This window comes from Pseudomonas fluorescens (assembly GCF_041354075.1).
Classification (GTDB): Bacteria; Pseudomonadota; Gammaproteobacteria; order Pseudomonadales; family Pseudomonadaceae; genus Aquipseudomonas; species Aquipseudomonas fluorescens_CE.
Genome location: NZ_JARZGC010000001.1, coordinates 237,551 through 260,091, shown reverse-complemented (window position 1 = coordinate 260,091; position 22,541 = coordinate 237,551). Strand labels below are relative to the sequence as shown.

25 protein-coding genes are annotated in these 22,541 nt (G+C 62.4%); 13 read left to right on the top strand and 12 right to left on the bottom strand.

The genetic code is table 11. The annotated features are described in order from the left end of the window. Window positions 1-195 precede the first annotated feature (195 nt). The 6 genes from QIW53_RS01270 to QIW53_RS01245 are packed head-to-tail and all read left to right on the top strand — an operon-like array spanning window position 196 to window position 6,259. Window positions 196-3,114 carry a monovalent cation/H+ antiporter subunit A gene (locus QIW53_RS01270; RefSeq protein ID WP_371047892.1) on the top strand — a complete coding sequence of 973 codons (2,919 nt, stop codon included), beginning with the start codon at window positions 196-198 and terminating at the stop codon, window positions 3,112-3,114. Then, window positions 3,114-3,458: a Na+/H+ antiporter subunit C gene (locus QIW53_RS01265; RefSeq protein ID WP_007986256.1), complete on the top strand. Its 345-nt coding sequence runs from the start codon at window positions 3,114-3,116 to the stop codon at window positions 3,456-3,458. Before QIW53_RS01270 ends, QIW53_RS01265 begins: the two co-directional genes overlap by 1 nt. Further along, window positions 3,455-5,140, top strand: coding sequence for a monovalent cation/H+ antiporter subunit D (locus QIW53_RS01260; RefSeq protein WP_371047891.1), 1,686 nt, complete (start codon window positions 3,455-3,457; stop codon window positions 5,138-5,140). The genes QIW53_RS01265 and QIW53_RS01260 overlap by 4 nt, the downstream gene beginning before the upstream one ends. Further along, window positions 5,137-5,625, top strand: a complete 489-nt coding sequence (locus tag QIW53_RS01255) for a Na+/H+ antiporter subunit E (protein WP_371047890.1) — start codon at window positions 5,137-5,139, stop codon at window positions 5,623-5,625. Before QIW53_RS01260 ends, QIW53_RS01255 begins: the two co-directional genes overlap by 4 nt. Next, complete coding sequence (locus QIW53_RS01250; protein WP_371047889.1) at window positions 5,622-5,900, top strand: K+/H+ antiporter subunit F; 279 nt, start codon at window positions 5,622-5,624, stop codon at window positions 5,898-5,900. Before QIW53_RS01255 ends, QIW53_RS01250 begins: the two co-directional genes overlap by 4 nt. Further along, window positions 5,897-6,259, top strand: coding sequence for a Na+/H+ antiporter subunit G (locus QIW53_RS01245; protein WP_371047888.1), 363 nt, complete (start codon window positions 5,897-5,899; stop codon window positions 6,257-6,259). Before QIW53_RS01250 ends, QIW53_RS01245 begins: the two co-directional genes overlap by 4 nt. Before the next feature lie 120 nt (window positions 6,260-6,379). On the opposite strand, the gene QIW53_RS01240 is transcribed toward QIW53_RS01245, so the two are convergent. The 4 genes from QIW53_RS01240 to QIW53_RS01225 form a co-directional block, all read right to left on the bottom strand. Continuing rightward, a complete protein-coding gene (locus tag QIW53_RS01240) occupies window positions 6,380-6,817 on the bottom strand; it encodes a DUF3995 domain-containing protein (RefSeq protein ID WP_371047887.1) in 438 nt (145 codons plus the stop codon). A 196-nt stretch (window positions 6,818-7,013) separates the two neighbouring features. Then, the gene (locus tag QIW53_RS01235) at window positions 7,014-8,027 is read right to left on the bottom strand and encodes an ABC transporter substrate-binding protein (RefSeq protein ID WP_371047886.1); all 1,014 of its coding nucleotides are present in this window, start codon (window positions 8,025-8,027) and stop codon (window positions 7,014-7,016) included. Window positions 8,028-8,144: 117 nt separating this feature from the next. Beyond that, the gene (locus tag QIW53_RS01230; protein WP_371047885.1) at window positions 8,145-8,348 is read right to left on the bottom strand and encodes a hypothetical protein; all 204 of its coding nucleotides are present in this window, start codon (window positions 8,346-8,348) and stop codon (window positions 8,145-8,147) included. After that, window positions 8,348-8,797 carry a hypothetical protein gene (locus tag QIW53_RS01225; RefSeq protein ID WP_371047884.1) on the bottom strand — a complete coding sequence of 150 codons (450 nt, stop codon included), beginning with the start codon at window positions 8,795-8,797 and terminating at the stop codon, window positions 8,348-8,350. Before QIW53_RS01225 ends, QIW53_RS01230 begins: the two co-directional genes overlap by 1 nt. Before the next feature lie 430 nt (window positions 8,798-9,227). Between QIW53_RS01225 and QIW53_RS01220 the strand changes: the two genes are divergently transcribed. Beyond that, window positions 9,228-9,464, top strand: a complete 237-nt coding sequence (locus QIW53_RS01220; protein WP_371047883.1) for a hypothetical protein — start codon at window positions 9,228-9,230, stop codon at window positions 9,462-9,464. A 110-nt stretch (window positions 9,465-9,574) separates the two neighbouring features. Continuing rightward, window positions 9,575-9,811: a DUF2789 family protein gene (locus QIW53_RS01215; protein WP_371047882.1), complete on the top strand. Its 237-nt coding sequence runs from the start codon at window positions 9,575-9,577 to the stop codon at window positions 9,809-9,811. 57 nt (window positions 9,812-9,868) lie between these two features. Here the strand turns inward: QIW53_RS01215 and QIW53_RS01210 are convergent, their stop codons facing one another. The 3 genes from QIW53_RS01210 to QIW53_RS01200 all read right to left on the bottom strand — a co-directional run bounded on the left by QIW53_RS01210 (window position 9,869) and on the right by QIW53_RS01200 (window position 13,500). Next, complete coding sequence (locus QIW53_RS01210; protein ID WP_442439639.1) at window positions 9,869-11,092, bottom strand: methyl-accepting chemotaxis protein; 1,224 nt, start codon at window positions 11,090-11,092, stop codon at window positions 9,869-9,871. A 578-nt stretch (window positions 11,093-11,670) separates the two neighbouring features. After that, window positions 11,671-12,075, bottom strand: a complete 405-nt coding sequence (locus tag QIW53_RS01205; RefSeq protein ID WP_192308330.1) for a TraR/DksA family transcriptional regulator — start codon at window positions 12,073-12,075, stop codon at window positions 11,671-11,673. A gap of 492 nt (window positions 12,076-12,567) precedes the next feature. Then, the gene (locus QIW53_RS01200; protein WP_371047880.1) at window positions 12,568-13,500 is read right to left on the bottom strand and encodes a hypothetical protein; all 933 of its coding nucleotides are present in this window, start codon (window positions 13,498-13,500) and stop codon (window positions 12,568-12,570) included. A 347-nt stretch (window positions 13,501-13,847) separates the two neighbouring features. Here QIW53_RS01200 and QIW53_RS01195 point away from each other — a divergent pair, with 347 nt between their 5' ends. Further along, a complete protein-coding gene (locus QIW53_RS01195; RefSeq protein ID WP_192308328.1) occupies window positions 13,848-14,531 on the top strand; it encodes a response regulator transcription factor in 684 nt (227 codons plus the stop codon). After that, window positions 14,509-15,903 carry a sensor histidine kinase gene (locus QIW53_RS01190; protein WP_371047879.1) on the top strand — a complete coding sequence of 465 codons (1,395 nt, stop codon included), beginning with the start codon at window positions 14,509-14,511 and terminating at the stop codon, window positions 15,901-15,903. The genes QIW53_RS01195 and QIW53_RS01190 overlap by 23 nt, the downstream gene beginning before the upstream one ends. A gap of 183 nt (window positions 15,904-16,086) precedes the next feature. On the opposite strand, the gene QIW53_RS01185 is transcribed toward QIW53_RS01190, so the two are convergent. Both QIW53_RS01185 and QIW53_RS01180 read right to left on the bottom strand, forming a co-directional pair. Next, window positions 16,087-16,497: an SRPBCC family protein gene (locus QIW53_RS01185; RefSeq protein WP_371047878.1), complete on the bottom strand. Its 411-nt coding sequence runs from the start codon at window positions 16,495-16,497 to the stop codon at window positions 16,087-16,089. A gap of 25 nt (window positions 16,498-16,522) precedes the next feature. Beyond that, window positions 16,523-17,320 (bottom strand): SDR family NAD(P)-dependent oxidoreductase, encoded by a 798-nt coding sequence (locus tag QIW53_RS01180; RefSeq protein WP_371047877.1) that lies wholly within the window; start codon window positions 17,318-17,320, stop codon window positions 16,523-16,525. 140 nt (window positions 17,321-17,460) lie between these two features. On the opposite strand from QIW53_RS01180, the gene QIW53_RS01175 reads away from it, so the two are divergent. Next, window positions 17,461-18,381 (top strand): LysR substrate-binding domain-containing protein, encoded by a 921-nt coding sequence (locus QIW53_RS01175; protein ID WP_371047876.1) that lies wholly within the window; start codon window positions 17,461-17,463, stop codon window positions 18,379-18,381. Here the strand turns inward: QIW53_RS01175 and QIW53_RS01170 are convergent. Further along, a complete protein-coding gene (locus QIW53_RS01170) occupies window positions 18,302-18,895 on the bottom strand; it encodes a DinB family protein (RefSeq protein WP_371047875.1) in 594 nt (197 codons plus the stop codon). The genes QIW53_RS01175 and QIW53_RS01170 overlap by 80 nt on opposite strands. Window positions 18,896-19,131: 236 nt before the next feature. Beyond that, window positions 19,132-19,920: an SDR family oxidoreductase gene (locus QIW53_RS01165; protein ID WP_371047874.1), complete on the bottom strand. Its 789-nt coding sequence runs from the start codon at window positions 19,918-19,920 to the stop codon at window positions 19,132-19,134. 207 nt (window positions 19,921-20,127) lie between these two features. On the opposite strand from QIW53_RS01165, the gene QIW53_RS01160 reads away from it, so the two are divergent. After that, window positions 20,128-20,445 carry a DUF2388 domain-containing protein gene (locus QIW53_RS01160; protein WP_371047873.1) on the top strand — a complete coding sequence of 106 codons (318 nt, stop codon included), beginning with the start codon at window positions 20,128-20,130 and terminating at the stop codon, window positions 20,443-20,445. 203 nt (window positions 20,446-20,648) lie between these two features. Here QIW53_RS01160 and QIW53_RS01155 read toward each other — a convergent pair whose 3' ends face one another. Next, window positions 20,649-21,440, bottom strand: a complete 792-nt coding sequence (locus QIW53_RS01155) for an SDR family NAD(P)-dependent oxidoreductase (protein ID WP_371047872.1) — start codon at window positions 21,438-21,440, stop codon at window positions 20,649-20,651. 124 nt (window positions 21,441-21,564) lie between these two features. Here QIW53_RS01155 and QIW53_RS01150 point away from each other — a divergent pair, with 124 nt between their 5' ends. Next, complete coding sequence (locus QIW53_RS01150) at window positions 21,565-22,509, top strand: GlxA family transcriptional regulator (RefSeq protein WP_371047871.1); 945 nt, start codon at window positions 21,565-21,567, stop codon at window positions 22,507-22,509. Window positions 22,510-22,541 lie beyond the last annotated feature (32 nt).

Genomic DNA, 22,541 nt, shown 5'->3' with positions numbered 1-22,541 from the left:
TTCCGTCAAAGAGAATGCGGTCAAATGTGGGAGCGGGCTTGCTCGCGAGGGGGCCCGCCGCCCTGACGCGCCTTGCGAAACAATGAAAGACCGGCATTTTCCGACTACCTTGTAGGATTCTGCCACAGCTTGCCGTTTGGTGATCCGGGAACTGGCACGTATGATGCTTCACAAATCTCCGCAGATTAGAAGCCTATGTCCCTGATAGTTCTACTGCTTCTGCCCTTTGTCGGCAGTTGTCTGGCAGCCGTCCTGCCGCACAACGCGCGCAACAGCGAATCGCTGCTGGCGGGCCTGGTTGCCCTCATCGGCACCATCCAGGTCGCGCTCCTGTACCCGCAAATCGCCGATGGCGGCGTCATTCGCGAAGAGTTCCTGTGGTTGCCCAGCCTCGGCTTGAACTTCGTCCTGCGCATGGACGGGTTCGCCTGGCTGTTCTCGGTACTGGTGCTGGGCATCGGCACACTGGTGTCGCTGTACGCCCGCTATTACATGTCGCCCGACGATCCGGTGCCGCGTTTCTTCGCGTTTTTCCTGGCCTTCATGGGCGCCATGCTCGGCCTGGTGATTTCCGGCAACCTGATCCAGATGGTGTTCTTCTGGGAACTGACCAGCCTTTTCTCGTTCCTGTTGATCGGCTACTGGCATCACCGTCACGATGCCCGACGCGGCGCCTACATGGCGTTGATGGTCACCGGTGCGGGCGGATTGTGCCTGCTGGCGGGGGTCATGCTGCTCGGCCATGTGGTGGGCAGCTATGACCTGGACAAGGTCCTGGCCGCCGGCGATCTGATTCGCGCACATGCCCTCTACCCCATCCTGCTACCCCTGATCCTGATTGGCGCCCTGAGCAAGAGCGCGCAATTCCCCTTCCATTTCTGGCTGCCCCACGCGATGGCGGCACCGACGCCCGTCTCGGCCTATCTGCACTCGGCGACCATGGTCAAGGCCGGGGTATTTCTCCTGGCGCGGCTGTGGCCATCGTTGTCCGGCAGTGAAGAATGGTTCTACATCGTCAGCGGCGCCGGCGCCTGCACCCTGTTGCTCGGCGCGTACTGCGCCATGTTCCAGAACGACCTCAAGGGCCTGCTCGCCTACTCGACCATCAGCCACCTGGGCCTGATCACCCTGCTGCTCGGCCTGAACAGCCCGCTGGCGGCCGTGGCCGCGGTGTTCCACATATTCAACCACGCCACGTTCAAGGCCTCGCTGTTCATGGCCGCCGGCATCATCGACCACGAAAGCGGCACCCGCGACATCCGCAAGCTCAGCGGCCTGATCAAGCTGATTCCGTTCACGGCAACCCTGGCCATGGTCGCCAGCGCTTCGATGGCGGGCGTGCCGTTGCTCAACGGCTTCCTGTCGAAAGAAATGTTCTTCGCCGAAACGGTGTTCATCAACGCGACCGCCTGGGTCGAGATCACCCTGCCAATCGTCGCGACCATTGCCGGCACCTTCAGCGTCGCCTATGCACTGCGCTTCACCGTTGATGTGTTCTTCGGTCCGACCGCCACCGACCTGCCGCATGTGCCCCACGAGCCGCCGCGCTGGATGCGTGCGCCGGTGGAGTTGCTGGTGTTCGCCTGTCTGATCGTGGGCATTTTCCCCGCGCAAGTGGTCGGCCCGTTGCTGGCGGCCGCCGCCGTGCCCGTCGTCGGCGGCACCCTGCCCGAGTACAGCCTGGCGATCTGGCACGGCTGGAATGCGCCGATGATCATGAGTCTGATCGCCATGTCCGGCGGCATCGTGCTGTACCTGCTGCTGCGCAATCAGCTCAAGCGCGGACGCTTCAAGTACCCGCCGATCATTGGCCTGTTCAATGGCAAGCGCCTGTTCGAGCGCAGCCTGGTGATCATGATGCGCCTGGCCCGTCGCCTCGAACGGCGCATCAGCACCAAGCGCCTGCAAAGCCAGTTGTTCCTGATGGTGCTCGCCGCCGTGCTGGCCGGGCTGATCCCGATGCTGCACAGCCAGCTGAGCTGGGGCGACCGACCGAAGATTCCGGGTTCGATCGTGTTCGTGACCCTGTGGTTGCTGGCGATCGCCTGCGCCCTCGGTGCGGCGTGGCAGGCCAAGTATCACCGCCTCGCAGCCCTGACCATGGTCAGCGTGTGCGGCCTGATGACCTGCATCACTTTCGTCTGGTTCTCGGCGCCGGACCTGGCACTGACGCAACTGGTGGTCGAAGTGGTGACCACGGTGCTGATCCTCCTGGGCCTGCGCTGGCTGCCACGGCGGATCGAAGAGGTTTCGCCGCTGCCGAGCAGCCTGCGCAAGGCGCGCATCCGTCGCCTGCGCGACTTGCTGCTGTCGGTTGCCGTGGGTGGGGGTATGGCGCTGCTGTCCTACGCCATGCTGACGCGCCAGACGCCCAACGACATTTCCTCGTTCTACTTGAGCCGCGCCTTGCCCGAGGGCGGCGGCAGCAATGTGGTCAACGTGATGCTGGTGGACTTCCGGGGCTTCGACACCCTGGGCGAAATCACCGTGCTGGTGGCCGTCGCGCTGACCGTATTCGCCCTGCTGCGCCGCTTCCGCCCTCCCAAGGAAAGCCTGCAACTGCCCGCCCAGCAACGCCTGCTGGCGCCCGACGTCGCCACCGACCTGGTCAACCCGCGCCAGGCCAGCGACACCGCGCTCGGTTTCATGATGGTGCCGGCGGTGCTGGTGCGCCTGCTGCTGCCGATTGCATTCGTGGTGTCGATCTACCTGTTCATGCGCGGCCACAACCAGCCGGGCGGCGGTTTTGTCGCCGGGCTGGTGATGTCGGTGGCGTTCATCCTGCAATACATGGTCGCTGGCACGCAGTGGGTCGAGGCGCAAATGAGCCTGCGGCCGCTGCGCTGGATGGGCACGGGCCTGCTGTTCGCCACGGTCACCGGCCTGGGCGCGCTGGCGGTCGGTTATCCGTTCCTGACCACCCACACCTGGCATTTCGAACTACCGCTGCTGGGCGACCTGCACCTGGCCAGCGCGTTGTTCTTCGACATCGGCGTGTATTCGGTGGTGGTCGGAGCGACCCTGCTGATCCTCACCGCCCTCGCCCACCAATCGGTCCGCGCGCACAAAACCGCAGCCCTGCCAAAGTCCGTCGCCACGAAAGGAGCCGTCTGATGGAAGAAGTCATCGCAATCGCCATCGGCGTCCTGGCCGCGTCCGGTGTCTGGCTGATCCTGCGACCACGGACGTTCCAGGTGGTCATGGGCCTGTGCCTGCTGTCGTACGGGGTCAACCTGTTCATCTTCAGCATGGGCAGCCTGTTCATCGGCAAGGAACCGATCATCAAGGACGGCGTGCCTCAGGACCTGTTGCACTACACCGACCCGCTGCCCCAGGCACTGGTGCTGACCGCCATCGTCATCAGCTTCGCCATGACCGCGCTGTTTCTCGTGGTGCTGCTGGCATCGCGTGGGCTGACCGGGACCGACCATGTGGATGGCCGGGAGCCTAAAGAATGAATGTGATGACGCACCTGATCGCCGCACCGATCCTGCTGCCGCTGCTGACCGCCGCGATCATGCTGATGCTGGGGGAGAAACACCGGCCGCTGAAGGCCAAAATCAATCTGTTCTCCAGCCTGCTCGGCCTGGGCATTGCCCTGTTGCTGCTGCAATGGACGCAAACCACGGGCGTGCCCGGTTCCATCGGTGTGTACCTGCCGGGCAACTGGCAAGCGCCGTTCGGCATCGTATTGGTGGTCGATCGCCTGTCGGCGCTGATGCTGGTGCTGACCGGGATCATCGGCGTCAGCGCCCTGGTGTTCGCCTTGGCCCGCTGGGACCGTGCCGGCTCGAGTTTCCATGCGCTGTTCCAGATCCAGTTGATGGGCCTTTACGGCGCGTTCCTGACGGCGGACCTGTTCAACCTGTTCGTGTTTTTCGAAGTGCTGCTGGCCGCCTCGTATGGTCTGTTGCTCCACGGGTCGGGCCGTGCGCGGGTGTCCTCGGGGCTGCATTACATCTCGATCAACCTGCTGGCCTCGTCGCTGTTCCTGATTGGCGCGGCGCTGATCTACGGCGTCACCGGCACCCTGAACATGGCCGACCTGGCGCTGAAAATTCCACTGGTGGAAGAAGCCGATCGCGGCCTGCTGCACGCCGGTGCAGCGATCCTGGCCGTGGCGTTCCTGGCCAAGGCCGGCATGTGGCCGCTGAATTTCTGGCTGGTGCCGGCCTATTCCGCCGCCAGCGCTCCGGTGGCCGCCATGTTCGCGATCATGACCAAGGTCGGCGTCTATACCCTGCTGCGCCTGTGGACCTTGCTGTTTTCCGGCCAGGCCGGCGCGTCGGCGTACTTTGGCGGCGACTGGCTGATCTACGGCGGCCTGGCGAGCATCGCCTGCGCCGCCGTGGCGATCATCGCCGCGCAACGCCTGGAGCGCATGGCCAGCCTGAGCATCCTGGTGTCCGCGGGCATTCTGCTGTCGGCCATCGGTTTTGCGCAGCCCAATCTGATTGCCGCCGCGCTGTTCTACCTGGTCAGCTCGACCCTGGCGCTGGCCGCGTTGTTCCTGCTGGCGGAGTTGATCGAGCGCTCGCGTTCGGCCAATGAAATGCCGCTGGAGGACGACGGCGACCTGATTGCGCGGCCGCTGGAATCCCTGCAACCGCCCAAAGGCATCAACCTCGACGACGAACAGAAAGCCGTGGTCGGCCAGGTGATTCCCTGGACCATGGCGTTCCTCGGCCTGAGTTTCATCGCGTGCGCCCTGCTGATCATCGGCATGCCGCCGCTGTCCGGGTTCATCGGCAAACTGGGCCTGCTCAGCGCCCTGCTCAACCCGCTGGGTCTGGGCCAGGGCACCGATGCCCCGGTGTCGAACGCCGCGTGGGGGTTGCTGGCATTGCTGATTCTTTCCGGGCTGGCGTCACTGATCGCCTTTTCGCGCCTGGGCGTGCAGCGCTTCTGGACGCCTGAAGAACGGCCCTCGCCCCTGCTGCGCCGGTTCGAATGCATCCCGATCATCGTGTTGCTGGGGTTGAGCATTGCCCTGACGTTCAAGGCCGAACCGCTGATTCGTTACACCCAGGCCGCCGCCCAGGCCCTGAACAACCCGCAGCAATACGTGATGGCGGTGCTCGGCACCCGCGCGGTCCCGAGCCCGGAAGCCAAGGCAGCCGTTGCGGAGGTGCAGCCATGAAGCGTCTGTTTCCCGCGCCGTGGCTGTCGCTGGCATTGTGGTTGTTGTGGCTGGTGCTGAATCTGTCTGTGAGCCCGGGCAACCTGTTGCTGGGGGCGGCCCTGGGCTTTTGCGCACCCTTGATGATGCGCAAGTTGCGGCCTCTGCCGATCCGTATCCGGCGTCCCGGGGCCATCGTGCGGTTGTTCCTGATCGTCGGCCGTGACGTGCTGGCCTCCAACCTCGCGGTGGCCTGGGGCGTGCTGAATGCCGGCCGACGGGCGCCGCGTTCGCAGTTCGTCAAGGTGCCACTGGACCTGCGCGACGCCAATGGCCTGGCGGCGTTGGCGATGATCTGCACCGTGGTCCCCGGCACCGTCTGGTCGGAGCTGGCGCTGGATCGCAGCATCCTGCTGCTGCACGTCTTCGATCTGGATGACGAAGCGCAGTTCATCGAGCATTTCAAGACGACCTACGAGCAGCCCTTGATGGAGATCTTCGAATGAGTGCCCTGCTGTCGAATGCGATTCTGCTGAGCCTGTTCATTTTTTCCCTGGCGATGGTGCTCACGCTGACCCGGCTGTTCAAGGGCCCCTCGGCCCAGGACCGGGTTCTGGCGCTGGATTACCTGTATATCCTCGCCATGCTGATGATGCTCACCCTGGGCATTCGTTATGCCAGTGATACCTACTTCGAAGCGGCGCTGCTGATTGCCCTGTTCGGCTTCGTCGGCTCCTGTGCCCTGGCGAAATTCCTTTTGCGTGGCGAGGTAATCGAATGACCCCTGAACTGTCCCTGTGGGTGGAAATCCCGGTGGCGATCCTGCTGGTGCTCAGCAGTGTCTTCGCCTTGATCGGTGCGGTCGGGCTGGCGCGGATGAAGGATTACTTCCAGCGCATGCATCCACCGGCCCTGGCCTCGACACTGGGTGCCTGGTGCGTGGCGCTGGCTTCGATCATCTACTTTTCCGCGCTCAAGTCCGGGCCGGTGCTGCATGCCTGGCTGATTCCGATCCTGCTGGCGATCACCGTGCCGGTGACCACTTTGCTGCTGGCGCGCGCCGCGTTGTTCCGCAAGCGCATGGCCGGGGATGATGTGCCGGCCGAGGTGAGCAGTCGGCGGACTGAGACTGGGGGCTGAATCCGCGGATTTGCATCGCGAGCAAGCCCGCTCCTGCATGGGGCTTTCAGTTTGAAATGAGGCTGCGGGAGCGTCGCCGCAACGATTCGACCCGCTCGCGATATCGACAGCCACGTGACCTCAGACCCAGGCGACCGCCAACAATCCCGACCCCAACCCCACGCACAACGGCGAATACACCCAGGTGTCGAGCCGGGCAAATCTCGAATCCTTGATCTGCTTGAAAAACCCCACCAGTTCCGAATCGCCAATCGCCCGGGCAAACATCAGGATGGCAATGGCGCTGATCACCCACTGCAACGATTGATGCGGGACCGCCGGGACCCACCAGCCGACCCGCAGACACACCAGCAAGGCGATCACCAGCAAGGCTGCGGCCACCATCAGGGTAATCCAGCCTCGCGGCTTGAAAGCCGGCCGCAACCGCACACTGCCCTCCACCGGCACCTGCGGGATGGCAGCCAGCATCGCCCACTCGCCGCCCAGGCCCCAATAAACGTGTACCAAACTGATCACTGCCAATATCGTCACCAGCCATTGAGCCAACGCAAAGGTCATGGTTGAAGATCCTTGAAGGGATTTGGACAGAATCATCCTAGTCGGCATTTCCTGGCGTGCACGACCGGTCGGCGGAGCAAGGGCTTGACCTGACAGGAGCACAGTAAAAGCATCGCGGGCGGGCTCGCCCCCACAACGGGTCTCATACCGATGTGGGGGCGAGCCCGCCCGCGATGGCTGCCTGCGCTTCAACGCATCACTTCAACCCGGCCGTCACCTTGTCCGCCACATCCTTGGGCACCCACGCCTGCCACACGTCGGGATGCGCCTTCATGAACGCCTCCGCCGCCTGCCGTGGCGGGGTGTGTTTTTCGCTCATCTCAGCCAGCGCCTTGTTCAGCGGATCGATGGGGAAATCGACCTTGCTGAAGAACTCGGCAATCTGCGGGTACTGCTTCTGGAAGGGCGTAGACACACCGATGGACAGCTTCGAGGCCAGTGAGCGGGTCGGCCTGGGGTCAGGGTTATCGGCGTCAGTCAGGGTTTTCCAGGCCTCGGCGTCGAACGGCGGCTCTTCCAGCTGGATCAGTTTGAAGCGTCCGAGCAACGGCGTTGGCGACCAGTAATAGAACAGGACCGGTTTGCCGCGACGGATCGATGAACTGATCTCGGCGTCCAGCGCCGCCCCCGAGCCACTGCGGAAATTGGTGAAGCTGTCTTCCAGGCCATAGGCCTTGAGTTTCTGCTTGTTCACCACCTCGGAGGTCCAGCCGATCGGACTGTTGAGGAAGCGTCCCTTGCCCGGGGATTCCGGGTCGCTGAATACGCCCTTGTATTTCGGCAGGTCGCTGACGCTGCGCAGATCCGGCGCCATGGGCTTGATGCCCTTCGCCGGATCCCCCTTGATCACGTACTCCGGGACCCACCAGCCTTCGGTAGCGCCCTTGACCGTATCACCAAGGCTGACCACCTTGCCTTCGGCCTCGGCCTTGACCCACACCGGGCTGCGACCCGCCCATTCCTCGCCAATGACCTGAATGTCGTTATTGGCCAATGCGGTTTCCAGGGTGATGGTGGTGCCGGGCAAGGTATCCGTCGGCAGCCCGTAGCCCTTCTCGACGATCACCCGCAGGATATCGGTGATCAGGCTGCCGCTTTCCCAGTTCAGGTCGGCAAAGTGGATCGGCGCCTGTGCGGCGAGGACCGGAAGGGGCGAACCCAGACCCAAAGCCACCAGGACAGTGGCCAGCAACCGTCGAAATCCGTTCATGCTTTTGCACCTCGTGCTGTTCACAGCAATAGCAGGATGGCCTGGCAGAAGACCGCAAGCCTCAAAATACTCAGTCAACTGACTGTAGTAGAGGTTCCTGCTTTCGAGGGGCGTGGGTTAATTTTCGGAATTTTCCTGCAAGCGCGCCAACTCTCTCCTGACCATGCTGGCGTACTCCGCCGGACGCAGTGCATAGATCTGCGACGCGACCCAACCCAGCCAGGCGCCCTGCATGACGCTCTTGTGCTCGAACAGACGACGTGCCTCGACCTGAGCATTGGCCAGGTGCTCTTGGTGAAACGCGGCGCGACCCTGGGTCATCACTCGCTGGCCTTGAAAGTCACCAGTTCGCCCTTGCGCCACTTCGCGGCCTTGGCCGTCACGGCCTTGAGCGTCTTGGTCAGGCCTTCCTGCAACTGTTGGTGCGCGGCAAACACCGTCACCACGCTGTGCCCTTCCCTGAACACGATCCCCTGCCCATCGGCCGTGGTGACGTAGGCGTAATCGCCAATGCCGTAGACGGTCAGCTTGATGTCGCGGAACCGGATCTCCAGTTTGCCGCCTTCACGGCTGGGCAGCACCGAAGCACTGAAATGATCGCCAACCTTGAGCTTGAGGCCCGGCTTGTCATCCACCACCAGCGCGGACTCGGTATCGAGCTCGGCAATGTAGATGCCTTCTGCGTTCTGCTCGGTGACATAGACAAAACGTGACTGGAACTGTTTAACCAACTTTGCGCGCAGATCACCCAGCACGAACAAAGCATGCATATCGAGATTACTTACTGCCAAGGAAACATCCCCACATCTGAAAATGATGCTGCGCACAGCCAGGCCGCGCACAGCAGAAACAAGCGGCAATGCCAAAGTTGGACCCAAGTGGCCGGGGTCTATCCGGAACGAGCACAGGGCTCATCCCTCGCAAGACGTAAGAAGACTAATGGAATGAGACTCGCGTCGTCTTGCCGGGTATGCGTCAAAAGATGAAGGAAATCGCCCTTCTGATCGCCAGAAAAACAGGACTACCAACCTTAGGGAAAAAACGCTGCAAAAAAAGCATTTTTCCGACATATCCATCGCAAAAAATTGCTTTAGATAACCGTCAAGCGCCAATCCTGACGGTGATTCTAGAGCAGCGAAGCTCACCGCGACCAGCCAAAACGCCGTACATACGTCGGCAAAACCATGAAAAGGACTTCATATGTGCACCCTGACACACTTCTCAGCCCCTCCCAGCCCGACGTCAAACCTGCATTCGAGCCTGTTTACGCCTCCGCCGTTTCCCGCCGAAGCGCCGGACTTGCTGCGTTTTCAGGTGGTACTGGCAGGGAATGCGTTCTTCCATATCAAGGAAATCTCCACAGGTCACGTAAGAGGCTTCCGCCGCAATCACAATGAAGCCTGCGCACTGGCCCGGGCACTCGAATCCCGCGCTTGAGCGTTGCCGTGGGTCATTGACTCCTGCATTCGCAAATGGTTTCGAACTCCGGGAGCGCGGGCGCCTCAGATGAAATGACATCGCACTGACATTTGCGCAAGGAGATCACCATGGACCTGCCCGCTCACGACCTCAAAACCCTGTTCGATCAACTGGGGTTGCCTTCGGAGGGTGACGCCATCGACGAGTTCATCGAGGCGCATCCGCTGGACGCCAACACCAAGCTGATCGACGCCCCCTTCTGGACGCCTTCTCAGGCGATGCTCCTCAAGGAATGGATACGCGCCGATGGTGAAGAAGCCCTTATGGTCGACGAGTTGAATGTGCGCCTGCACGACGGACGATAGAGCGTGCCTCCCCGCCTTTTCTGCAGGACGCTGCTCGCGCCTGCAGAAAACCAGGCATCACTGCGGCCCCTCCGGTTTGTACCCCAGCCGCAACCCACCCCAATGCCGGCCCTTGACCATGACCGGCACCGACAGATCGTGCATCAGCTCCCCGGTATCGCGGGTGTAGGTCTGCAACAGCACGGCCTGTTGATGGCTGCCACAGCGAATCCCGGTGCGATCGGCGAACTTGCGTTTGGTCCGGTTCTGCAGGGTGTCGACCTGCACATCGCCCGTGAGCGGCTGACTGAACACCTTGTTATGCGTCGGCACATACCCTTGCTGCGTGCAGGCAATCGCAAACACCAGACCTTCATGGCGCGGTAATAATGGCTCCTGGATCGCCGGCAACACCTGGTCGGTGTAGCGATCGAAACGCGTCTGGTACTTGGCCGGGCTGGTGTTGGGAATCGTCTGATAGTTGCGGTCGAACAAATCCTCGAGGCTGACACGGCCAGCGTCGATGTCGGCTTCAAAGCGCGCCGAGATCTGACTCGCGCCTTCCCTGGCCAGGTCGTAAACCCGCTGGTGATAGTCATCCAGACCCACTTCAGACAGACGCTCACTGATGCTTTCGGCCTGCCCTTCCATCTGGACGGCGGCTTGCGCCAGGCGTTGGGTCTGTTGATCACTGACCGCCAGGTCGCTGCGCATCTGTTCGATGGCATGGAACAGGCTGTCGAGTTGCTCGCGGTTGGTCTCGGCGCCCTTGGCGATCTCGCCGACCTGGCTTTCGACGCCGGCTGCCAGGCGCGCAATGTTCTCCAGGTGCTGCCCGGTGTGCTCGACCTGCTGGACACCGGTGTCGAGGTCGCTGGACAACTGGCGGATCTGCTCCACGACCTGGGCGGTGCGTTGCTGGATATCGGCCACCATCTCGCCGACCTCACCGGTGGCCGTCGCCGTGCGCGCTGCCAGGCCGCGAACCTCATCGGCCACCACCGCAAAACCGCGCCCGTGTTCACCGGCGCGTGCCGCTTCGATGGCGGCGTTCAAGGCCAGCAGATTGGTCTGGCTGGCGATGGACTGGATCACCAGCGTGACGCGCTGGATGTCGTCGCTGCGCAGACTCAATGCCTCGATCAACTCGCGGCTGCTGCTGGCGCGCTGACTGAGTTGATGCATGCGGTTGATCGACTCGATCAGCTCGGTGCGTCCGGCAGCGCTGCTGCGGTGCGCTTCACTGGCGGCGCTGAGGGCGGCTTGGCTGAGGGTCGAAGTGGCTTGCTCGGTGGCGATCATCACCTCGGCATTGCTGACAATCTGCGCCGCGGACCCGAGTTGTGATTGCAGTTTGTCCGCCAGTTGCCTGACCGAATAGGCCACGCCGGCGGCTGACAGCGCATTGTGGCTGGTGGTGTAGGAAAGATCGCGAGTCAGTTCAGCCATCGCCTTCGTCTGGTCGACCGGCGTGGCTGCAGGAACGGCTCGGGACCGCAGACGAGGCAGCCACACCACCAGCACCGCCATCGGCAGGCCCACGTAAAGCGGCCATCCGCCCAGCGCCATGCCGCACAGCAATAGCATCAACGCGATGCTTTGCAGGGTCGGCGTCAGCCAGCGGTTTTTCGGCAACAAGGCGGGCACCTGCCCTGCCCCGACCACGGATTCGTCGCGCGTCATCTTCGTCACCCACACTTCTAATTGTTGTGTCTGCATTAAACGCCACTACAAGGCCATTATCCATGGTCCCTTAGTCGCGATCGCTGCATCCGGTCAAATAGAAACACTCTGGGCTTTTCGCAGACGAAAAAAAACATCGCGGGCCAGCCTTGCTCCTGCAGGAGTCGGGCTGGCCCGCGATGCGTGGCGCTACGAAATCAGGCCTGACGCTGGTGCTTGTCGATCTGTTCGTGACGCTCTTGGGCTTCGATGCAGTATTTGGTGGTCGGGCTGATCAGCAGACGCTTCAGGCCAATGGCCTCGCCGCTGTCGTCGCACCAGCCGAAGCTGTCTTCTTTGATGCGTTCCAGAGCCTGTTCCAGTTGAGGCAGCATGCGCTGGTCGCGATCGATCGCGTTGACCAGCCAGGTGCGCTCTTCTTCAACGGAAGCCGCGTCAGCCGGATCGGCCGGAGAATCCAGGCTCTCGATGGCGATACGGTTCTGCTCAATGCGCTCGTGGGTTTCGACTTTCATGTTCTGCAGCAGCTCAGCGAAAAAAGCATGCTGCTCGGCATTCATGTAGTCATCCGCCGGCATGGCCAGCAACTTGTCCTTTGTCATTGATATCTCTATAAAAAAACGTGCATTAAGGCGAATTAGGGAGCGTTCCGGCAGATCGGATCTGGCCAACGGAACGGCGCCATGTAGTCCAAGCGCCACCCGGCACTCAATTTACGAGGGGCGGCAGTCTAAGGCCGACTTGAGGCCTCAGCAACAGAAAAGACCACGAATTTGTCCGACAAAGCCTCGAAAGTGCGCTGCATCAGTCTTTGCGCCGGCTATCGGAGTGCGTTTATAGCAAGAAATTCAACGCAGTGGCGGTATATAGAAGACAAACGGCCTTGGCAGCAAGGGTTATCGGCCAGATCCGGAATTTGATTACCCCCTGGACATTCACCCTGCCCTGAACGAAAACGCCGCTTCTGACGGAGCAGAAGCGGCGCAGGTATCAGCCTCGAGGAATCAGTGCACGAACAGGGCGATCAGGATGATGATCGGGATCGGTACACCAAGAAAGAACAGCAGTAATGAGCGCATGAGGATTCTCCCGGGTTAACGAACAGGGGTGGTAGTGACGTAGGTGTCGGTTTCCACGTAGACCACCGCATCCCGACGACGACCGCCGAAGGTGGCCGCGAGGCTGGCGAAAAAGGCACCGATCAGCAGGGCGATGAACATCCACAACGAGGTCACCGCAGCCACTTTGGCGGCAGTATCCGCCGCTTGCTGCGCGGCCAGCTTGGCGTCGGCCACGGCTTTCTGGGTGCGGGCATAGACTTCATCGACCCGGCGCTCGGCATCGGCCTGCGTGAGGTTGGTGCGCTGGGCCACCAGTTGGGCCAGGTAGGTACGGTCTTCGGCAGACAGCTGACCGTCGTTGCTCAGCGAGCGCACGAAGATACGGGTCACGGTGCCACGGGCTGCGTCATCACTGACGGCGGCCGGGCGATCATCGCGAAACAGACTGTCGACGAAATAGCCGTACTGGTCAGAGTCGCTGTTGGCAGCGGCGGTGCCGGCCGCTTGTGTCGCGACACTGGCCGCCCCGCCGACCACACTGGCGCCGGCCTGCACGCCGCTGCTGACCACACCGCTGACCGAGCCGAGCACCAGCGTCGCCGTCACCAGCGTGGCCACGCACCAGGCCAGGAAGCCATGGGCGGTATCACGGAAATAGACTTCGTCGCCGTGCATGTTGGCCCATTTCACCCGCAGGCGACCGGCGATGTAGCCACCGAGCCCGGAGGCCAGGATTTGTGTCACGGTCAGCCAGACAATGGTGGAAATGCCCAGCCCCTTGGCGCTGACGCCCTCATGGGCCCAAGGGGATACGGCCGAGAAGCCCAGCCCGACGCCCAGCAACACCAGGATCAGCGACAACGCCGCCGCAGCAGCGGCCCCGGCGAATATCGCACCCCAGGAGACGCCAGACAGCGAACTGGCTTCCTCTTCGGCAGGATGGAAACCATCAGGGGATCTATTCATTATTATGTCGCTCCAGGCAAGAAAGATGTTGTTACAACTCGTCATCAGAGGAATTGCAGCCACCGTGCCAGTCGTCGACTTTATATAAATCCTTTATTTTCAATTAGTTAGAAAAACTTCATTTCCTAGGACCTTGCATTCTGCATTGAACCGGTTTTCGCGGCGGGTTTTATGCATTGCCGATTTATGCTTGCAGCGCTCGTGACCGCCGGGAGTCAGCGAGTGCCAAATCAAATCAATCTTCCCGGTTGTCTGCCGAATCACATGAAAGTTAATTTAAAAAGTCGTCGACATTTCTTGGCAAAATGCCCCCACACTTGCCTTGAATTGATTATCAGGTCCGTCCCATGACTCGCATCTTGACCATCGAAGACGACACCGTAACCGCCCGGGAAATTGTCGCCGAACTGAGCAGCCACGGCCTCGAGGTGGACTGGGTCGACAATGGCCGCGAAGGCCTGGAGCGCGCCGTCAGCGGCAATTACGACCTGATCACCCTCGACCGCATGTTGCCCGAGCTCGATGGCCTGGCGATTGTCACCACCCTGCGGACCATGGGCGTGGCGACACCGATCCTGATGATCAGCGCCCTCTCCGATGTCGACGAGCGCGTGCGCGGCTTGCGAGCCGGGGGCGACGACTACCTGACCAAGCCGTTCGCCACTGACGAGATGGCCGCCCGGGTCGAAGTCCTGCTGCGGCGCCAGAACACCGTGACCGCCCAGGCCACCACCTTGCGCGTGGCGGACCTGGAGCTGAACCTGATCAGCCATGAAGCCAGCCGGGACGGGCAGTTGCTGACCCTGTTGCCCACCGAATACAAACTGCTGGAATTCCTCATGCGCAACACCGGGCAGATCCTGTCGCGGATGATGATTTTCGAGGAAGTCTGGGGCTATCACTTCGACCCCGGCACCAACCTGATCGACGTGCACATCGGCCGCCTGCGCAAGAAAATCGACCCGCCTGGCAAGGTCCCACTGATTCGGACCGTGCGAGGCTCGGGTTATGTCATTGCCGAACCCGTCTAAGGGCTGGCGCTCTTCCAGCAGTCGCCTGCTCGCGCTCTACAGTTCACTGTTCGTGCTCTGGAGCGGGATTCTCATGGGGGTCATGTATTTCGAGGTCTCGGCGTACCTGGACAACCTGGCCAAACACTCGCTGATGCAACGCCAGCATTTGTTCTCGCGCTTTTCCGGCGAGCAACTGGTGGATGCCCTCGCCGTCAGCATGACCTTCGACATTCGCGGCATCGACGCCTACGGCCTGTTCGATGCCGAGCATCGCTACCTCAGCGGCGCCCTGCACCACATTCCCGAAGGCCTGCCGCTGGACGGCAAGATCCACATGCTCAGCGATTGCGCCGACTCCGACGATCCGACGCTGCCCACGGACAGCTGCGACGCGGTCGCCACCCAGACCCGCGACGGCTGGTGGCTGATTCTGGTGCGCGACAACGGCTCGCTGTTCGCCGTGACCCGGATCATCCTGCACGCGCTGTTCTGGGGGGTGACCCTGACCATCGTGCCCGGCATCGCCGGCTGGCACTTGCTGCGTCGCCGGCCGCTGCGGCGTATTCGCGGGATTCAGGCCAGCGCCGAGGCCATCGTCGCCGGCGACCTGACCCGACGCCTGCCGCTGTCCAACCGGCGTGACGAACTGGACATGCTGGCCGCCATCGTCAATGTCATGCTCGAGCGCATCGAACACCTGATGAACGAGGTCAAGGGTGTGTGCGACAACATTGCCCATGACCTGCGCACGCCGCTGACCCGCTTGCGCGCGCAGCTCTATCGCATGCAGCAACAGGCCGGCGAAGGTTCGCCGCAAGCGGTGCAACTGGACTCGGTGCTGGCCGAAGCGGACACCCTGATGGCACGTTTTCGCGGGCTGCTGCGCATTTCCGAGCTGGAAGACCGGCAGCGGCGCTCCGGCTTCGTGCAACTCGACCCGGTGCCTTTGTTGCAGGAGTTGCACGACTTTTACCTGCCGCTGGCCGAAGAAGGCGAGCTGACGTTCAGCCTCGAACTGCCCGACACCCTGGCGCTGCTGAACGGTGACCGGGCGTTGTTGTTCGAGGCCGTGGCCAATCTGCTCAGTAACTCGATCAAGTTCACACCGCCCGGCGGCCAGGTGATTCTGCGTGGGGTCAATCGGGACGGGCATACACAAATCGAAGTAGAGGATTCCGGCCCCGGCATACCGCTGACTGAACGCGAGGCGGTGTTCCAGCGTTTCTACCGCGCTGAAGGCGGCAGTCCGCAAGGCGGCTTTGGTTTAGGGTTGTCGATTGTCGCGGCGATCGTCAGCTTGCACGGCTTCGCCCTGGAAGTCGGCGACGGCGAGATGGGCGGTGCGCGACTGGTGCTTGATTGCCGCGAGCGGTTGATTACTGCGTCTTGATGCTGCGTGGCGAACGGCCGAGAAACATTGTGGGAGCGGGCTTGCTGGCGATGAGGCCGGCACACCCAACATCCCGGGCGCCTGAAACACCGCCATCGTCGGATCACCGCCCGGAGCAAGCCCACTCCCACCGGTATCGCGGTGGACGCAAACCTTGTGCTCCCACAGGTACCAGGCTGCGGATCAAGCCGGATAATGCGCTCGCAACGCTTGTAACCCTCCCTCATAGACCCCGGTGAACAACGCCACCACCTCCTCCTCGCTCACCCCCACCGGCTCGAACCGGCCAGACCACGTCACCCGGGCGCCCTGCCCCAGCGCTTCAACCTTGACGGTTGCCAGATAATCCCGGGCCGGGAACGGCGCCTGCAGGATCGAGTAGCTGTAGGTCCTGGCGGTGTTATCAAACGTCTGCAGTTGCTCGACAACCACAGCGCCATCGACCGTTTGCAGATGGCGCACTCGCCCGCCTTCAGTTGATTCACTGCTTGCAATGAACGGCAGCCAGTCCGGCAGCGCATGAAAACCGCCGATCAATTGCCAGACCTGCTCGGCCGAAGCCGGAATGTCGATCGTTGCTGATGCTGTTGCCATGTAGCGTTTCTCCCGTCAGTCAAATTCAAATGGCCAGGCTGTCGACCACACCACCGTCGACGCGCAGTGCCGCACCGGTGGTGGCCGACGACAGCGGGGAAGCGATGTAGGCCACCAGATTGGCGACCTCCTCGACATCCGCCACCCGCTGGATGATCGATGTCGGCCGGGCCTTGCGCACGAAGTCATCAGCTTCTTCGCGAACGCTTCGCCCCGATTGGGCCACGGCGCTGGCGAGCATATGCTCCACGCCGTCAGTCAAGGTCGGCCCCGGCAGGATCGAGTTCACCGTCACGCCCGTACCGGCCAGCCGTTTGGCCAAACCGTGGGACACCGCGAGGTTAGCGCTTTTTGTCACGCCATAGTTGAGCATGTCAGCCGGAATGGCGATGCCGGACTCGGAAGACAGGAAAATCACCCGTCCCCAGCCCTGCTTGACCATGTCCGGCACATAATGCCGGGACAGGCGCACGCCGGAGATCACGTTGACCTCGTAGAACCGCGTCCATTCACTGTCCGGGGTGTCGAAAAAATCCACGGCCTCGTAGATGCCGAGGTTGTTGACCAGGATATCCGCACGCGGCTCGGCGGCGAACAACTGTTGCGCGCCTTGCGCCGTGCCAAGGTCGGCGGTCAGGCCACGCAACTGCGCCTGCGGCACGCTCTGACGAATGCTCGCCAACGCCTCGTCGACCTTGGACGCCTGGCGCCCGATGACGACCACCGTGGCCCCGGACTCGGCCAGTGCCTTGCTGATGCCCAGACCAATGCCGGCGGTGCTGCCGCTGACGATGGCGAGTTTTCCTGCCAGATCGATCTTCATGCTCGAACTCCTGCGTCAAACAATGCGAAGGATCAGCGTAGTCGCGATATCCTCCCCGCCGAGGCGCCGCCCGTCGCCCACGCAAACCACGGGTTTGGTCTTTACTGAACAGACCCGAAGAACCTGAGAGCCTTTGCCCCATGAATCGAAACGACCTGCGCCGCGTGGACATGAACCTGCTGGTGATTTTCGAAACCCTGATGTTTGAGAGGAACCTGACCCGGTCCGGGGAAAAGCTGTTTCTCGGCCAGCCGGCGGTGAGTGCCGCGCTGGCCAGATTGCGCGACCTGTTCGACGACCCGTTGCTGGTGCGCAACGGCCGCGTGCTGGAACCGACCCAGCGTGCCCTGGCGATTCTCAAGGAATTGCAGCCGGCGATGGACACCATTTCCGGCGCGGTCAGCCGGGCCAAGGATTTCGACCCGTCCACAAGCCGCGACGTGTTTCGCATCGGCCTGTCCGACGATGCCGAATTCGGTCTGTTTCCGCCGCTGCTCAAGCAGATCCGCGAGGAAGCGCAAAACGTTGTGGTGGTGGTGCGGCGGGTGAACTTCCTGCTGATGTCGTCGATGCTCGCCAGCGGCGAAATTTCCGTCGGAATCAGCTACACCACGGAGCTGCCGGCCAATGCCAAGCGCAAGAAATTGCGCGACCTGAGCGTCAAGATCCTGCGCGGCGACAACCGCCCCGGCGCCCTCACGCTGGATGATTATTGCGAGCGACCGCACGCGCTGGTGTCATTCTCCGGAGACCTGACCGGTGCCATCGACAATGACCTGGCACGCATCGGCCGTTCGCGCCGGGTGGTGCTGGCGGTACCGCAATTCGCCGGGTTGCGCGCCCTGCTGGCCGGCACCGAGATGCTCGCCACCGTACCGGATTACGCCGCCGAGGCGTTGATCGAAGGCAGCACCCAGCTGCGGGCCGACGACCCGCCGTTCGACATCGTGCTGTCCGAGCTGTCGATGGTCTGGAACGGGGTCAACGATAACGATCCGGCAGAACGTTGGTTGCGCTCGCGTATTGCGCAACACATGTCGGCTGCACCTCAGGCGCGTTGATCGAGGCGAAGGACGAATCGGTTTCCCGCAGGAAGATCGGCAGGTCGGTCATCGGCGGCATGGCCGGGATGTCGAAATACATCTGGATCACCCAGCCCCGGTGATAGCTGGCGTGATTGACCACATGCATCAGCATCGCGCCGGCGCTCATCGTGCCGCTGTCGCCCGAGACAAACGTGAACTCGATGGGTTTATCCAGCGAGGCCTCGGTCTGTCGGTCGCTCCACTGGCAGTACCACCGATCAACGTCCTGCTGTGCCCGGCGCAGCTCGGCCAGCTCGGGATGCAGCAGATCGTGGGAGGTCTTGAAGCCGTGCCCAAGGCCTTCGAGGTGTGCCTTCCAGATGCAGTCCACCACGTAGATATGGTTGAGGGTGCCGATCATGTTCTTGAACACCGACACCCGCTCCTTGCTGACCTCGCCCGGCGGTAACGCGGCCAGACTGTCAAACAGACGCTCATTGGCCCAGCGTTTGTAGTCGGTGAGCATTCGGGCAGTGCGTACGTTGAGCATGGGAGGCCTCCCATTGGGATGGGCGTAGTGATAAGCGTAGTTGGTGTGGGGTGGGGGTGCGCGGGGGGGTGATTATCGGTCGGTACGAGACTGACTTTCAACCCCCTGCATTATTCTCATAGGTTTGAAGATCGCCCATCTCATCGGTCTGCATCGCCAACGCCAGGCCACGGTTGAACCCCGGTGATTCAATGCCGAACAGATTTACCAGGCCAAGAACGCCATCGCGCTCACGCTCAAAACGTGCCCGGATAGCTGCCGCCGTCGAGCAACAGGTTCTGCCCGGTGAGGAAGCCGGCGTGGCGACTGCAAATGAAGGCGCAGTAAGCCCCGAACTCGTCGGGCTGGCCGAAGCGCTGCGCCGGGACGTTGCGGCGGCGCTGCTGGCTGACCTGCTCGACACTGGTGCCACCGGCGTCGGCGGCGGCGCTCAGGGTCTTGCGCAGGCGCTCGGTCTCGAAAGGACCGGGCAACAGGTTGTTGATCGTCACGTTGTTTCCCGCCAGCCGTGACTGGCGCGCCAGCCCGGCGATAAAACCGGTGAGACCGCTGCGGGCGCCGTTGGACAGGCCCAGCACATCGATCGGCGCCTTGACCGCGCCGGAAGTGATGTTGACCACGCGACCGAAACCGCGCTCGGCCATGCCATCGACACAGGCCTTGATCAGCTCGATCGGCGTGAGCATGTTGGCATCCAGTGCCTTCAACCAATCTTCGCGCTGCCAGTCGCGGAAGTCGCCCGGCGGTGGGCCGCCCGCGTTGTTGATCAGGATGTCCACCTGCGGACAGGCCGCCAGCACCTGCTCACGGACGGTGGCCTCGCTGATGTCGCCGGCCACCGTGCACACTTCGATGCCGCCCGCGAGGGTGCGCAACTCCTTGGCGGCGATCTGCAAGGCCTGGTCGCCACGGGCATTGATCACCAGGTTGACGCCCTCCTTCGCCAGCGCTCGCGCACAGGCCAGCCCCAACCCCTGGCTGGCGGCACAGACGATCGCCCAGCGCCCCGAAATTCCCAGATCCATGTCCACGCTCCCGACCGTTGAAATGCCTTACGTTACCACCCGCGCTCGTTTACTCAAGCGCTGACTCAGCCTGTGCCAGGGACCTGAACGCTGTCCTGGACAATCGACGATGAAGGTTGAAAGGAACTCTGGGCCTGTGTCGCGAATCCTAAATGATGTGGTACTTCCCCTTATGCAGTTCGTTCCACGCTTTCGGAGGACACTGTCATGCGCCGTCTGATCATTATCTCTTCTCTTGTGTTGTGCTTGCCCGTTGGCTCGGCTCTGGCGAAAGTGGATGCGGGCGATGTCGCCACATCGGCCGGGGTTTCTGCTTCGCTGTATTCGACGTTCAAAGACCATAAACTCATGATCCCCGCCCGGGATGACGCTTCCAGCTTCGTCGCCAGTGGCGGTGCGATTCGCGGCGTGTATCTGGAGTCGGTCATGCAGCAGATCCGCCAGGACAATCCAGGGCTCAACGCCAGCGACGAAGACCTGGCCAGGGCGATTCTGATCCAGGACGGAACCGCTGCCGGGCAATAAGTGCTGAAAAATCGTGGTAGGGCTTGTGACAAGTGGATTACGTTTCCGGCCCTGCTCCGCTTTTTCCGAAGCCTGCGCGAATCATTGCGCCCAACCGGCCACCCGCTGTGCGCTGACCCCGCCGCAGGCCACAATCACTCCAACATCTGACTCGACCTGCGGCATGCCATAGGTCGATGCCCCTCCTGCTCAACCGGATCGTTTCAGCGATAACGCGGGGCCGGCGTGGAGCTCCCCAACAGGCCGGAAAGGACCTGGCGCTGGGCCTCGTAGCGGTCCCATTGTGCGCCGTCGTGCAGACCGGGAATGGTCACCACTTCGCCGCTGGCAAAACCTGCCAGCGCGGCATCGACCATGTCCTCGGCGGACATGACGATTTCCTGCGGCAGGTTCTCCACCGGATTGCCCGCCTCGCTCCAGAACTCGGTGGCCGTGGCGCCGGGCAGAACGGCCTGGATGCGAATGCCCTTGTCGGCCAGCTCATGGTGCATGGATTGGCTCAGGCTCAGCACGAACGCCTTGCTGCCACCGTACACGCCATTGAGAATTTCCGGCGCAATCGCCACGATCGACGAAATGTTGATCACCGCGCCCGTGCCACGGGCCACGAACCCCGGCACCGCCGCGTAGGCCAGGCGCATCAGCGCAGTGACGTTGAGGGTGATCATGTCCTGCATGTCGTCCACCGGGCTGGCGAGCAACGGCATGACACCGCCGACCCCGGCATTGTTGACCAGCAGGGTGATGCTGGCGTCGGTGCGCAGGATGTCCTCGACCCGAAGCAGGTCCGCCGGGTACTTGAGATCGGCGACGACCACTTCCACGGCGCGACCGGTGTCATTGCTCAGGCGAGCAGCGAGGGTGTCGAGCCTGGACCGACTGCGGGCGACCAGAATGAGGTCATAACCCTGGCGCGCAAGACGATCGGCGTAGACCGCGCCGATACCGGAAGAGGCGCCCGTGATCAGGGCGGTGCCTTTGGATGAGAGAGCCATGTTGAGTTTCCTTCAAGGTCAGGCGAGGTATTCGCCGTGTGTGTACAGTTATAAATTGACTCACACCCGTCGCAAATGACGTTTAAAGTACGTTTTCCGGACATGTGGATATGAGGGCATCGAAATGACTGCCGTGGCGTTTGTGGTGTTTGACGGCTTCCAGTCCATGGCGCTGGCCGCCATGCCGGTGTTCGAGTACGCCAACTTCAGCGCGGGCGAAACGCTTTACCAGGTCAGCGTCGTGTCCGAACAAGGCCACACCCTGCGTGCGTCTGGTGGATTGACCGTCGGCACCGAAGCTTTCGATGAGCGGGTGTTCGATACGGTGATCGTGGTCGGCGGCGATGCCATTCTCCAGCAGGCGCCGGCAGGGGTTTTGAACTACCTGCGCGCCAGCGCTCAAACTTCTCGGCGCATGGCCTCCATCTGCTCCGGGGCGTTCGTCCTGGCCCAGGCCGGATTGCTCGATGGACGGCGGGCGACCACGCACTGGGCGTATGCGCGGGATTTGCAGGCACGGTTTCCGTCGATCAAGGTCGAGGAAGACCGCATTTATGTGGTGGACGGTGCGGTCTGGACCTCGGCCGGCATGACGGCCGGCATCGACCTGGCGCTGGCCATGGTCGAAAAGGACCACGGCGCTGAACTCGCCCGCTCCGTGGCGCAGAAACTGGTGATGTACCACCGCCGCGCAGGCGGCCAGTCGCAGCACTCGGCGTTACTGGAACTGGAACCGAAATCCGATCGTATCCAGACCGTGCTCGGTTACGCCCGTGAACACCTGGCGCAAGCGTTGTCGGTGGAACAGCTGGCGGACGTGGCGCGCCTGAGCCCACGTCAGTTCAGTCGGGCGTTTCGCGCCGAAACCGGCCAGTCGCCGGCCAAGGCCATCGAAAACCTGCGCCTGGAGGCCGCCCGGCAGATGCTCGAACGCGGGCGCCTGAGCCTCGACCAGATCGCCAGCGAAACCGGTTTCAGCGATCGGCGGCGCATGCGTGAAGCGTTTCTCAGGGCCTTCGGCCAACCGCCGCAGGTGATCCGGCGCAGTGCTCGGACCGATATTCGATGAACGCCGGACAATTCAGTGTGGGAGTCGGTTCC

Excerpts from the sequence above, each read along its gene's own strand:
- QIW53_RS01200 (WP_371047880.1), bottom strand. The coding sequence starts at position 13,500 with ATGAATAGATCCCCTGATGGTTTCCATCCTGCCGAAGAGGAAGCCAGT.
- QIW53_RS01180 (WP_371047877.1), bottom strand. The coding sequence starts at position 17,320 with ATGAAGATCGATCTGGCAGGAAAACTCGCCATCGTCAGCGGCAGCACC.
- QIW53_RS01155 (WP_371047872.1), bottom strand. The coding sequence starts at position 21,440 with ATGGCTCTCTCATCCAAAGGCACCGCCCTGATCACGGGCGCCTCTTCC.
- QIW53_RS01230 (WP_371047885.1), bottom strand. The coding sequence starts at position 8,348 with ATGACCCAGGGTCGCGCCGCGTTTCACCAAGAGCACCTGGCCAATGCT.
- QIW53_RS01265 (WP_007986256.1), top strand. The coding sequence starts at position 3,114 with ATGGAAGAAGTCATCGCAATCGCCATCGGCGTCCTGGCCGCGTCCGGT.
- QIW53_RS01160 (WP_371047873.1), top strand. The coding sequence starts at position 20,128 with ATGCGCCGTCTGATCATTATCTCTTCTCTTGTGTTGTGCTTGCCCGTT.
- QIW53_RS01225 (WP_371047884.1), bottom strand. The coding sequence starts at position 8,797 with ATGCATGCTTTGTTCGTGCTGGGTGATCTGCGCGCAAAGTTGGTTAAA.
- QIW53_RS01255 (WP_371047890.1), top strand. The coding sequence starts at position 5,137 with ATGAAGCGTCTGTTTCCCGCGCCGTGGCTGTCGCTGGCATTGTGGTTG.
- QIW53_RS01195 (WP_192308328.1), top strand. The coding sequence starts at position 13,848 with ATGACTCGCATCTTGACCATCGAAGACGACACCGTAACCGCCCGGGAA.
- QIW53_RS01170 (WP_371047875.1), bottom strand. The coding sequence starts at position 18,895 with ATGCTCAACGTACGCACTGCCCGAATGCTCACCGACTACAAACGCTGG.
- QIW53_RS01250 (WP_371047889.1), top strand. The coding sequence starts at position 5,622 with ATGAGTGCCCTGCTGTCGAATGCGATTCTGCTGAGCCTGTTCATTTTT.
- QIW53_RS01165 (WP_371047874.1), bottom strand. The coding sequence starts at position 19,920 with ATGGATCTGGGAATTTCGGGGCGCTGGGCGATCGTCTGTGCCGCCAGC.
- QIW53_RS01190 (WP_371047879.1), top strand. The coding sequence starts at position 14,509 with ATGTCATTGCCGAACCCGTCTAAGGGCTGGCGCTCTTCCAGCAGTCGC.
- QIW53_RS01175 (WP_371047876.1), top strand. The coding sequence starts at position 17,461 with ATGAATCGAAACGACCTGCGCCGCGTGGACATGAACCTGCTGGTGATT.
- QIW53_RS01235 (WP_371047886.1), bottom strand. The coding sequence starts at position 8,027 with ATGAACGGATTTCGACGGTTGCTGGCCACTGTCCTGGTGGCTTTGGGT.
- QIW53_RS01205 (WP_192308330.1), bottom strand. The coding sequence starts at position 12,075 with ATGACAAAGGACAAGTTGCTGGCCATGCCGGCGGATGACTACATGAAT.
- QIW53_RS01240 (WP_371047887.1), bottom strand. The coding sequence starts at position 6,817 with ATGACCTTTGCGTTGGCTCAATGGCTGGTGACGATATTGGCAGTGATC.
- QIW53_RS01210 (WP_442439639.1), bottom strand. The coding sequence starts at position 11,092 with ATGATCGCCACCGAGCAAGCCACTTCGACCCTCAGCCAAGCCGCCCTC.
- QIW53_RS01215 (WP_371047882.1), top strand. The coding sequence starts at position 9,575 with ATGGACCTGCCCGCTCACGACCTCAAAACCCTGTTCGATCAACTGGGG.
- QIW53_RS01260 (WP_371047891.1), top strand. The coding sequence starts at position 3,455 with ATGAATGTGATGACGCACCTGATCGCCGCACCGATCCTGCTGCCGCTG.
- QIW53_RS01270 (WP_371047892.1), top strand. The coding sequence starts at position 196 with ATGTCCCTGATAGTTCTACTGCTTCTGCCCTTTGTCGGCAGTTGTCTG.
- QIW53_RS01220 (WP_371047883.1), top strand. The coding sequence starts at position 9,228 with ATGTGCACCCTGACACACTTCTCAGCCCCTCCCAGCCCGACGTCAAAC.
- QIW53_RS01150 (WP_371047871.1), top strand. The coding sequence starts at position 21,565 with ATGACTGCCGTGGCGTTTGTGGTGTTTGACGGCTTCCAGTCCATGGCG.
- QIW53_RS01245 (WP_371047888.1), top strand. The coding sequence starts at position 5,897 with ATGACCCCTGAACTGTCCCTGTGGGTGGAAATCCCGGTGGCGATCCTG.
- QIW53_RS01185 (WP_371047878.1), bottom strand. The coding sequence starts at position 16,497 with ATGGCAACAGCATCAGCAACGATCGACATTCCGGCTTCGGCCGAGCAG.